General features: G+C 67.5%; 10 protein-coding genes. 4 read left to right on the top strand and 6 right to left on the bottom strand.

From position 1 onward, the window contains the following. Nucleotides 1-1350: 1350 nt before the first annotated feature. Nucleotides 1351-1803: an inner membrane protein YiaA gene (gene yiaA / locus AC1VXD_RS18995; RefSeq protein ID WP_482993354.1), complete on the bottom strand. Its 453-nt coding sequence runs from the start codon at nucleotides 1801-1803 to the stop codon at nucleotides 1351-1353. A 165-nt stretch (nucleotides 1804-1968) separates the two neighbouring features. Here yiaA and AC1VXD_RS18990 point away from each other — a divergent pair, with 165 nt between their 5' ends. Beyond that, nucleotides 1969-3147, top strand: a complete 1179-nt coding sequence (locus tag AC1VXD_RS18990; protein ID WP_482993353.1) for a PQQ-dependent sugar dehydrogenase — start codon at nucleotides 1969-1971, stop codon at nucleotides 3145-3147. Nucleotides 3148-3219: 72 nt separating this feature from the next. Here AC1VXD_RS18990 and AC1VXD_RS18985 read toward each other — a convergent pair whose 3' ends face one another. From AC1VXD_RS18985 to folB, 4 genes are all read right to left on the bottom strand, one after another. Beyond that, nucleotides 3220-3792, bottom strand: a complete 573-nt coding sequence (locus AC1VXD_RS18985; RefSeq protein WP_482993352.1) for a hypothetical protein — start codon at nucleotides 3790-3792, stop codon at nucleotides 3220-3222. Nucleotides 3793-3941: 149 nt separating this feature from the next. Beyond that, complete coding sequence (locus AC1VXD_RS18980; protein WP_482993351.1) at nucleotides 3942-6116, bottom strand: glycoside hydrolase family 3 N-terminal domain-containing protein; 2175 nt, start codon at nucleotides 6114-6116, stop codon at nucleotides 3942-3944. Between the two features lie 138 nt (nucleotides 6117-6254). Further along, nucleotides 6255-7526, bottom strand: coding sequence for a mechanosensitive ion channel family protein (locus AC1VXD_RS18975; RefSeq protein WP_482993350.1), 1272 nt, complete (start codon nucleotides 7524-7526; stop codon nucleotides 6255-6257). Between the two features lie 63 nt (nucleotides 7527-7589). After that, on the bottom strand, nucleotides 7590-7943 hold the full coding sequence (gene folB, locus AC1VXD_RS18970) for a dihydroneopterin aldolase (RefSeq protein ID WP_116865364.1): 354 nt from the start codon (nucleotides 7941-7943) through the stop codon (nucleotides 7590-7592). Nucleotides 7944-8288: 345 nt separating this feature from the next. Between folB and AC1VXD_RS18965 the strand changes: the two genes are divergently transcribed. After that, nucleotides 8289-8942 carry a hypothetical protein gene (locus tag AC1VXD_RS18965; RefSeq protein WP_482993355.1) on the top strand — a complete coding sequence of 218 codons (654 nt, stop codon included), beginning with the start codon at nucleotides 8289-8291 and terminating at the stop codon, nucleotides 8940-8942. 50 nt (nucleotides 8943-8992) lie between these two features. Here the strand turns inward: AC1VXD_RS18965 and tsaD are convergent, their stop codons facing one another. Then, nucleotides 8993-10018 (bottom strand): tRNA (adenosine(37)-N6)-threonylcarbamoyltransferase complex transferase subunit TsaD, encoded by a 1026-nt coding sequence (gene tsaD, locus AC1VXD_RS18960; RefSeq protein ID WP_482993349.1) that lies wholly within the window; start codon nucleotides 10016-10018, stop codon nucleotides 8993-8995. 166 nt (nucleotides 10019-10184) lie between these two features. Here tsaD and rpsU point away from each other — a divergent pair, with 166 nt between their 5' ends. Together rpsU and AC1VXD_RS18950 are read left to right on the top strand one after the other, a co-directional pair. After that, nucleotides 10185-10400 (top strand): 30S ribosomal protein S21, encoded by a 216-nt coding sequence (rpsU, locus tag AC1VXD_RS18955; protein ID WP_002808376.1) that lies wholly within the window; start codon nucleotides 10185-10187, stop codon nucleotides 10398-10400. A gap of 135 nt (nucleotides 10401-10535) precedes the next feature. Continuing rightward, complete coding sequence (locus AC1VXD_RS18950) at nucleotides 10536-10979, top strand: GatB/YqeY domain-containing protein (protein WP_482993348.1); 444 nt, start codon at nucleotides 10536-10538, stop codon at nucleotides 10977-10979. The last annotated feature ends 108 nt before the right edge of the window (nucleotides 10980-11087 follow it).

The following is an 11087-nucleotide window of genomic DNA, read 5'->3' as shown; positions in this document are numbered from 1 at the left end:
CCGCCACGCTGTAGAGCCGAGCCCATGCTCGGCTGCTTCGGCGCTCGGATTCAGAGCATCCACGCATGGCGTGGATCTACCGGCACCGCCACGCTGTAGAGCCGAGCCCATGTTCGGCTGCTCCGGCGCTCGGATTCAGAGCATCCACGCATGGCGTGGATCTACCGGCACCGCCACGCTGTAGAGCTGAGCCCATGCTCGGCTGGTTCGGCCCTCGAATGCAGAGCATCCACGCATGGCGTGGATCTACCGGCACCGCCAGGCTGTAGAGCCGAGCCCATGCTCGGCTGCTTCGGCTCTCGGATTCGGAGCATCCACGCATGGCGTGGATCTACCGGCACCGCCACGCTGTAGAGCCGAGCCCATGCTCGGCTGGTTCGGCGCTCGGATTCAGAGCATCCACGCATGGCGTGGATCTACCGGCACCGCCACGCTGTAGAGCCGAGCCTATGCTCGGCTGCTTCGGACCTCGGATTCGGAGCATCCACGCATGGCGTGGATCTACCGGCACCGCCACGCTGTAGAGCCGAGCCCATGCTCGGCTGCTTCGGCCCTCGGATTCAGAGCCTCCACGCATGGCGTGGATCTACCGGCACCGCCACGCTGTAGAGCCGAGCCCATGCTCGGCTGGTTCGGCGCTCGGATTCGGAGCATCCACGCATGGCGTGGATCTACTGGCACCGCCACGCTGTAGAGCCGAGCCCATGCTCGGCTGCTCCGGCGCTCGGATTCAGAGCATCCATGCATGGCGTGGATCTACCGGCGCCGCCACGCTGTAGAGCCGAGCCCATGCTCGGCTGCTTCGGCGCTCGAATTCAGAGCATCCACGCAGGGCGTGGATCTACCGGCACCGCCACGCTGTAGAGCCGAGCCCATGCTCGGCTGCTTCGGCGCTCGGATTCAGAGCCTCCACGCATGGCGTGGATCTACCGGCGCCGCCAGGCCGTAGAGCCGAGCCCATGCTCGGCTGCTTCGGCGCTCGAATTCGGAGCCTCCACGCACGGCGTGGATCTACCGGCACCGCCACACTGTAGAGCCGAGCCCATGCCCGGCTGCTTCGGCGCTCGGATTCAGAGCATCCACGCATGGCGTGGATCTACCGGCACCGCCACGCTGTAGAGCCGAGCCCATGCTCGGCTGCTTCGGCCCTCGGATTCAGAGCATCCACGCATGGCGTGGATCTACCGGCACCGCCACGCTGTAGAGCCGAGCCCATGCTCGGCTGCTTCGGCCCTAGAATTCGGAGCCTCCACGCATGGCGTGGATCTACCGGCACAGCTCGAATTCGGAGCCTCCACGCATGGGGTGGATCTACAGGACGTGGCCAGGCTCGGCTCTACAAACCAGCGGTCACTCACGTTCCGGCAGCGGCGGCATCGCGGCCTTGCGGGCCGGTTCACCGGCATTGGCCGCGATCAGGTCGCGGGTGTTCTTCTGCACCGCCACCGCGCCAAACAGCGACAGCGCGAACGCCATGCCATAGAAGCCCTTCTCGCTCAGCGCCAGCGTCGCGTTCCACAGGCCCACAAGCAGCAACAGCAGCGAGGCCAGGAGCGCGAACCAGCACAGCGCGTAATACAGTCCGCTGACCGGAATCTCCTCCACCCGGTCGCGTACGCTTTTCTGCAGCGACACCGCCGCGAACAGGCCGAACAGCAGCAGGGTCAGGTAGTAGCCCTTCTCGTTGAGGGCCATCCCGGCGTTGAACAGGCCGATCAGGTAGGTCACGGCGCCCAGCAGCAGGGCCACCCAGGAGGCGGCGATGAAGGCGGGCGACGGCTTGGAGACGACGGTCGGTTGCATTCCAGTTCCTTGGCAGACAACGGGCACGCTTTGCCCGGACGCCCACACCGTAGACCATTGGCCGCGCGCCGCACAGGGGGCAGCAGGACCTTTGGACCACGCGCCCGTTCACCGGCGTGGTGTACAACGGGGCTTGGCCATCCGCATCCCCACCTGGAGATACCCATGACCCGTTCTTCGAAACGTGCGCCCCTGCTGCTCGCCATGGGCCTGCTGCCCATCCTCGCCACCACCGCCTGCAGCGCGGCCAGTCCAGACGCGACAGCGGCCGCCCAGCCCGCCCCGGCAGCGACCAGCGCCGACCAGCGCCCGTTCACCGCCAGCGAGGTCAGCCGTTTCGACCAGCCATGGGCGATGACCTTCCTGCCCGATGGCAGCCTGCTGGTCACCGAAAAGCGCGGCAAGCTGCAGCACCTGGACCTGGCCAGCGGCCAGAAGCACGAGATCACCGGCGTGCCGAAGGTGGCCTACGGCGGCCAGGGCGGCTTCGGCGATGTCATCCTGCATCCTGATTTCGCCCGCAACAACGTGGTCTACGTCAGCTACGCCGAAGAAGGCACGCTGGACACCCGCGGTGCGGCCGTGGCGCGCGCCACCCTGGCGCTGAATGCCGATGGCAGCGGTGCGCTGAAGGACCTGAAGGTGATCTGGCGGCAGACCCCCAAGGTCAGCGGCCAGGGCCACTACGGCCACCGCCTCGCCTTCGGCCCGGACGGCAAGCTGTGGATCAGCTCCAGCGAACGCCAGAAGTTCGATCCGGCCCAGGACATGAGCGGCAACCTCGGCAAGATCATCCGCCTCAACAATGATGGCAGCGTGCCGGCGGACAATCCCTTCGCCTCGCAGGGCGGCGTCGCCGCCCAGGTCTGGTCGTTGGGCCATCGCAACGTGCTGGGCATCGCCTTCGACGCCAACGGCAAGCTGTGGGCGCAGGAAATGGGCCCGGCCGGCGGCGACGAACTGAACCTGATCCAGCGGGGTGGCAACTATGGCTACCCGATCGTCTCCAACGGCGACCACTACGACGGCCGCCCGATTCCCGACCACGACACCCGTCCGGAATTCGCCGCACCGAAGGTGACCTGGAACCCGGTGATCTCGCCGGCCGGCCTGATGTTCTACAGCGGCAGCCTGTTCCCGCAGTGGAAGGGCAGCGCCTTCATTGGCGGCCTGTCGTCCACCTCGCTGGTGCGGGTGGCGTTCGACGGCGAGAACGCACGCGAAGCCGAGCGCTTCAACATGGGTGAGCGCATCCGCGAAGTGGAACAGGGCCCCGATGGCGCGCTGTGGCTGCTGGAAGACGGCAGCAAGGCGCGTCTGCTGAAGCTGACCCCGAAGGCCTGAGCCGGGTAGCGCCGGCCGCTGGCCGGCATCGCCCCAACCCAACGGCCCCGCATCACGCGGGGCCGTCTGCATTTACTGGATGGTGCCGACCTTGACCTCGGTACGGGCGCAGGCCTTGTCCAGGCACTCGCCGGTCAGCCAGACCTGGCCATCGCCGATCATCACGCCCTGCTGGTTGACGAAGACCTTGCCGAACTCCTGCTCGGACATCGCCTTGACCACTGCCGGGGTGATGATCTTTTCGTAGTTGCGCTGGAACTCACCGGGGCCGGCAATCTTCTTGCCGCCGGCAATATTCAGCGGGAAGCGCACTTCCTCCACCACGGCGGCGCGGTCACCACCGACCACCGCGGTCTTGAATGCGTTGAACACCTTCTCGTACTGCGCGGCATCGCCCAGCACGCTGTCGATGCGCGCGCGCGCGTCGCCTTCATCGGCGGCAGCGGCGGGCGCAGGGGTTTCGCTGGCGTGCTCGTCCGCGGCCTGCGGCGCAGCGGCCGGGTCAGGCGTGGTGCTGGCGGCAGCTTCCGCCGGCGTGGACCCGGTCATCGGCGGCGGCGCATCGGCCGCAGGCCCGGCCGGCGGTGCCGGCTGCGAACAGGCCGCCAGCAGCAGGGCCGGAATGAGGAAAGCAATCTTGCGCATGGCACGGACTCCATCGGATCAAGGTCCCGATGGTAGCCCCCGGCCATGCCCGGCGTGTTTGCCAGGGGTGAGGACGCCAGGCATGGCCCGGCATCTCAGGAGATCCACGCCATGCGTGGATGCTCCACCGGTTGTTCCGGCCGTTCCGATCAGCCCTTCAACAACTCGAACTGCACGGCTTCGCCGGCGGCCGACGAAGCACACACCCACACGTCGAACTGGCCCGGCTCGGCACGCAGCACGCCGTCGCGGCCGGTGAACGCCAGCTGCTCGCGGGTCAGGCTGAAGCTCACTTCAGTCGACTCGCCCGGCTGCAGGGCAACCTTGCGGAAGTCCTTCAGCTCGCGCACCGGCCGCACGCGGCTGGCCACGCGGTCGTGGATGTACAGCTGCACCACTTCCTCACCGGCCACGGCGCTGGTGTTGGTCAGCGTGGTGGTCACGGTCAGGGTGTCGTCCCAGCCGAGCTGGGCCGCGCTCAGCTGCGGCACGCCGTAAGCGAAGGTGGCGTAGCCGATGCCGTGGCCGAACGGATACAGCGGCTCGTTCGGAATCTCGCGCCAGCGTGCCTTGAACTCCGACATGGTCGGCAGTTCCGGGCGGCCGGTGCGCGGGTGGTTGTAGAAGTACGGCTGCTGGCCGGACACCTGCGGGAAGCTGACCGGCAGGCGGCCGGACGGGCTGTAATCGCCGAACAGCACATCGGCCACGGCGTGGCCGGTCTGCGTGCCCAGGTACCAGGTGACCGCCACGGCATGCGCATTGCGCACCGCACCCTGCAGGGCCAGCGCGCGACCATTGCGCAGCAGCACCACCAGCGGCTTGCCGGTCATCGCCACGGCCTCGGCCAGCGCCTGCTGTGCCGGCGGCAGGGTGATTTCCACGCGCGACTGCGCTTCGCCGCTGTAACGCTGCGGTTCGCCCAGCGCCAGCACCACTACGTCGGCGCGCAGCGCAGCAGCCACGGCCGCTTCGGTGCCACCCGGAATCGCGGCTTCCAGCTCGCTGCCCGGCACGACTTCCAGCAGCGCTTCATCGCCGATGGCGGCGCGCACGCCGGTTTCCAGGTCCACGTAGCGCTGCTTGTCGCCGAACAGGGTCCAGCAGCCTTCGATGTTCTCGCGGTCCTGCACGAACGGGCCGATCAGGGCAATCTTCTGCCCGGTCTTCTGCAGCGGCAGCACGTTGTCGCGGTTGTTCAGCAGCACGATCGAACGGCGCGCGGCATCGCGCGACAGCGCATCATGGGCGGCGATGTGCGAGGTATCCGCTTCGCGCGCCGGGTCCAGCGAACGGTACGGATCGTCGAACAGGCCGATGGTTTCCTTCAGCCACAGGATGCGGCGCACGCCTTCATCCAGCACGGCCATCGGCACTTCGCCGCTCTCGACCAGGCCCGGCAGGTGCTCGGCGTAGAAGCCGCTCTGCATGCTCAGGTCGAGGCCGGCGGTGAAGGCCTTGGCGGTGGCGTCGCGGTCGTCGGCGGCATAGCCGTGCGCGACCAGTTCCATGTCAGCGGTGTAATCGGAGATCACCACGCCCGGGAACTTCCACTCACCGCGCAGGATGTCGGTCAGCAGTTCGGCATTGGCGCTGGCCGGCACGCCGTTGATGTCGTTGAACGAGGACATCACGGTGATCGCGCCCGCATCGAAGGCGGCCTTGAACGGCGGCAGGTGCACGTCGCGCAGGGTCTGCGGCGAGATGTCCACCATGTTGTATTCCATGCCGGCCATCACCGCGCCATAGGCGGCGAAGTGCTTGGGCGTGGCCAGCAGCGAATCGGCCGCGCGCAGGTCGCCGCCCTGGAAACCGCGCACGCGGGCGGCGGCGAAAGCGCAGCCCAGCACCACGTCCTCACCGGCACCTTCGGCGCCACGGCCCCAGCGCTGGTCGCGAGCGATGTCCACGGCCGGTGCGTAGGTCCAGTGCAGGCCGGCGGCGGTGGCCTCGACGGCGGTGGCACGGGCGGTGCGCTCGGCCAGGTCCGGTTCGAAGCTGGCCGCTTCGCCCAGCGGGATCGGGAACACGGTGCGCATGCCGTGGATGACGTCGGCGGCCAAGATCACCGGGATGCCCAGACGGCTCTCCTCGGTGGCGACCTGCTGGATGCGGCGGCCCAGTTCGGCGCCCACGCCGTTGAACAGCGAGCCGACCTTGCCTTCGCGCACCTGCTGCAGCACCTGGTCGGCGTTGCGCACGTTGGCTTCCGGGTTCACGTCCGGGGCGAACGGGCGGACCATGTCCGCGAAGACACCCAGCTGGCCGACCTTTTCCTCGACGGTCATCTGGGCAATGAGGGATTCGATGCGATCGGAGGCCACCAGCTGTCCTTATGAAAACGTTTACAAGCCCGGCATTCTAGCGTTCCCGGACCATTTGGCGAGAGGTTTCGTCATTCAGTTTCGTGCGCCCGCCCACAGTCTGGGCGTCCCATACGGGGGCGGACGCGAGGGTGGAGCTTACTCCGACCCGGCCAGTGCGCGCTGCCCCGCCATCAACATGGCGTCGCTGGAGGCCTGGAAGACCCGCAGGCCAAAGGCCGGAAGGATCGCCAGCAGGTGGTCGAAGATGTCCGCCTGCACCGCCTCGTATTCGCCCCAAGCGGTGCTGCGGGTGAAGCAGTACAGCTCCAGCGGCAGACCCTCGGTGGTTGGCTGCAGTTGGCGCACCAGCAGGGTCATGTCCTGATGGATGCCGGGGTGGTTGCGCAGATAGCGCTCCACGTAGGCACGGAAGGTCCCCAGGTTGGTCACCCGGCGGCTGTTCACCTCGGCCACGCCCTGCTCGCGCAGGCGCCCGTTCCACTGCTCCAGCTCCTGCGCCTTGTCGCGCAGGTAGTCGCCCAGCAGGGCGAACTGACCCAGCCGCTGCAGCTCTTCCGCGCCCAGGAAACCGACGCTGTGCTGGTCCAGGTACAGCGCGCGCTTGATCCGGCGGCCGCCGGCCTCCTGCATGCCGCGCCAGTTCTTGAACGACTCGGTCACCAGCTTCTTGGTCGGGATGGTGGTGATGGTCTTGTCGAAGTTCTGCACGGTGATGGTGTGCAGGGCGATATCGATGACATCGCCGTCGGCGTTCTGGCTGGGCATCTCGATCCAGTCGCCGAGGCGCACGCGGCCATCGCCACTGATCTGCACGCTGGCCACCAGCGACAGGATGGTGTCCTGGAAGATCAGCATCAGTACCGCGGTGGCCGCGCCCAGGCCGGTCACCAGCGGGCCGATCTTCACCCCCAGCAGGGTGGCCACGATGGACAGGCCGGCGGCCACGTACACCACGATCTTGACCACCTGCAGGTAGCCCTTGATCGGCTTGTTGCGCGCGTCAGGCTTGCGTTCGTACAGGCTGTTGGCTGCATCAAGGGCATGCGAGAAGGCCATGGCAAGGGTAAGCACGGCCCACACGATGCACAGCTTGACGATGACGTTGACCAGGCCGGGCGGCAGATCGGGAATGAGGGCGACGCCGGAGGCGATCACCTGGCTGGGCACTACATTCGACAGCCGGGAGATCACCCGCATCAGGTGGCTGCCACGCCCGGACTCGGCGCCCGGCAGGCGCTGCAGCAGGCGCCGCAGGCCGCGCACCAGGATGCGCTTGGTGACCCAGTTGGCCAGGCCGGCGGCGACCAGCAGCGCCGTGATCATCAACGCCAGATAGGCGCCGGGATAGGGTTCCAGTGTCTTCTGCAGCTGTTCCAGCCACTGTACCGCCACCACCGCGTCCAGCATCGGATGCCTCCTTCGTTGTTTCTGTTGGGATTGAGGTTGCCGGCCAGCGGCCGGCACGACCGGTCAGTCGCGCGAACGCTCGATGATCACGCCCACCGCGCGCGCGCCACGCACCGCGCCGGGCTTGCTCAGCTTCAGGCGCAGCCACTTCACGTCGAACTCGTCCAGCACGATCTGCGCGCAGCGCTCGGCGAGGGTCTCGACCAGGCCGAAGTCCGATTCGCGCACGAACTGTTCCAGGCGCTTGCTCACCGCCTTGTAGTTCAGGGTGTGGGCGATGTCGTCCGACGCCGCCGGACGGCGGTTGTCGAAGCCCATTTCCAGGTCGAACACCAGGTCCTGCCGGATCCGCCGTTCCCAGTCGTAGATGCCGATCAGGGCGTCGATCGTCAGCCCTTCGATGAAAACCTTGTCCATTGCGGTTACCAGCCGGATACAGGCGGCCATGGTAACGGCACGGCGGTGAGCCTGCCCGGAACGGGCGGTGGCGTGGGTGCGGCGGGAAAAACAAAGGGCCCTGCTAGCGGGGCCCTTTGGTACCTCTCAACGTCCTCGGGGGGAGCTGGTAACCAGCCGCGAGTCCCGAAGCACACGCTGCAGATGTTGAAGAATGATCGCCATGCCGTCCAGAGGCATTCACGACACACTGGGAGAACCCCGAACGCCCTTGGGTATTGCGCTGCGTAACAGCGTGGAGTTGCCTGATATCACCAGGCAGGTACGCGGCGCACGCTGGTGATCCACCACGTGGTCCTGCCACCAATGAAAGAGCAACGGATTCTGCAAGCAGCACTTTCCCGGCCCCGCTGGGCGACCTACAAACGTCTCGCAGACCGGCACTCTCTGGATGCGGCCTTGCTCTACGTCTGGAACATGCAGATGTGTGGCGCGCTTCTTGCGCCACTGCATGTCTGTGAGATCGTCACCCGCAACGCGGTCGCCGCAGCGCTGGCGCATGCCTTTGGGCCGCGCTGGCCCTGGCACCCTGCACTACTGCAGCGGATGCCAGCAGATGGCGCATTGTCTGCCTTGCAGGATCTCCATCGGCGGGCGGATCGTCGGATGGACACGCCAGAGATCATCGCCAGCCTTCGCTTCGCGTTCTGGCAGCAATTTTTCACGCGGCGCTTCGAGGGTGCCATCTGGGCGCGTGGCTTGAAGATCGCGTTGCCGAACGCGCCACAGTGTGCCCTCAGCGTGGTCCGCACAAACATCCATGCCGACCTCGACCGCATACGCCACCTGCGCAACCGCATCGCCCACCACGAACCCATCCTCGAGCGCGACATCGGCGCCGACCTGGCCGCGATCGGGCGGCTGATCCATGCGCGCTGCCCGCACACCCTGGGGTGGCTGCAGCGCCATGAGCGGGCGACGACGGTGCTGGCGGCATCGCCCTTGACCAGCCGTCCGTGATGCGTCCGCCGGGCGTGGCCGTAGAGTCGAGCAAGCTCGACTCTACCGGTTCAGACCGCTGGCAGGGTCGCCATGTCCCAGCGCGGGGTAACGTCGACCTTCGGCGGGTTGTGCTGGCCGGCCTGCAGGCGCAGCGCGCCGGCGAAGGCGATCATCGCGCCGTTGTCGGTGCACAGCGCCGGGCGCGGGAAGCAGGCGCGGCCGCCCAGGCGCTCGGCCATCTGCTGCAGGCGGGCGCGCAGGCGCTTGTTCGCGCCAACGCCGCCGGCCACCACGATCACGTTGGTGCCGGCCGCTTCCAGCGCGCGCTCGCACTTGATCGACAGGGTCTCCACCACCGCATCTTCAAAGCCACGGGCGATGTCGGCGCGGGTCTGTTCGCTCTGGTCGCTGTCGCGCCAGGCCATCAGGACCTGGGTCTTCAGGCCGGAGAAACTGAAATCCAGCCCCGGGCGGTCGGTCATCGGCCGCGCGAAGCGGTAGACGCCCGGCGTGCCCTGCTCGGCCAGCCGGGCCAGCTGGGGGCCACCCGGGTACGGCAGGCCCATCATCTTGGCGGTCTTGTCGAAGGCCTCGCCGGCCGCATCGTCCAGGGTTTCACCCAGCAGGCGGTACTGACCGATGGCGTCCACCGCCACCAGCTGGGTATGGCCGCCGGACACCAGCAGGGCGACGAAGGGGGCTTCCGGCGGGTCGTCTTCCATCAACGGCGCCAGCAGGTGGCCTTCCATATGGTGGACGCCCACCGCCGGCACCTCCAGCGCCCAGGCCAGCGAACGCGCCACGCCCGCGCCGACCAGCAGGGCGCCGACCAGGCCGGGGCCAGCCGTGTAAGCCACGCCGTCGATGTCGCCCACGCCCAGGCCAGCTTCGGCCAGGGTCTGGCGCACCAGCGGCAGCAGCTTGCGGACGTGGTCGCGGCTGGCCAGCTCGGGCACCACACCGCCGTACTCGGCGTGCAGGGCGATCTGGCTGTAGACCGCATGGGCGCGCAGGGCCGCGCTGCCGGCCAGGTCGGTGTCATACACCGCCACGCCGGTCTCATCACAGGAAGATTCGATGCCAAGGACTCGCATGCCTGCTATTATGACGCCCCTGTCGCCCCCTCGGGGAACCGGCAGATCCCATAGCACGCAGACGACTTGCCCGTATTCAGGGTTGGGCGCTTGCAGTTTGTCCATTCGCCGCTATAATGTGCGGCTCGCCGGGCGTGACCCGGTTCTACTGTGTCCCGGAGATTCCATGCCCAGCGTCAAAGTCCGCGAGAACGAACCCTTCGAGTTTGCTCTTCGCCGCTTCAAGCGCACTTGCGAAAAGGCCGGTGTGCTGGCCGAAACCCGCAAGCGCGAGTTCTACGAAAAGCCGACCCAGGAGCGCAAGCGCAAGGCCGCCGCTGCTGTGAAGCGTCAGCTGCGCCGTTCCTCGCGCGACGTCACCAAGCGTCAGCGCCTGTACTGATCGGACGCATCTTCATTGCGACGGGCTTGCCTGTCGCGATGGAGCCGAAGCCGGCACGCGCAAGCGTCGCCGGCTTTTTGCGTTTCCGGGCCTGGGCATCCGCCCCTGCCCCACCACACACCACGAGGGTTCCTCATGAGCATGAAACAGCAGCTCACCGACGACATGAAGGCCGCCATGAAGGCGGGCGAGAAGCACAAGCTGGGCGTGATCCGCCTGATCAACGCCGCCATCAAGCAGAAGGAAGTGGACGAGCGTGTCGAGCTGGATGACACCGCCGTCATCGCCGTGCTGGACAAGATGGTCAAGCAGCGCAAGGACTCGGTCAGCCAGTACGAGGCCGCCAACCGCGAAGACCTGGCCGAGATCGAGCGCGCCGAGATCGTGGTGATCGAAGCCTACCTGCCGGCCAAGATGGGCGAAGCCGAGATCGTGGCTGCCATCCAGGCCGCCATGGCCGAGACCGGTGCCACCGGTGCAGCCGACATGGGCAAGCTGATGGGCGCACTGAAGCCCAAGCTGGCCGGCCAGGCCGACATGGGCCTGGTGTCCAAGCTGGTCAAGCAGCAGCTGTCGTAAGCCTGCGTTTCATCCGGTAGCGGCGGGGGCAGCGAGGGGGTTTTGAGAGGGGGCGGGGGGGGGGCCCCGCCGACCCCGGGGGGCGGGGAGGCCACCCCCCGCAGCCCC

The organism is Stenotrophomonas sp. STEN054 (assembly GCF_056854535.1).
This window is presented reverse-complemented; position numbering and strand designations above follow the sequence as displayed.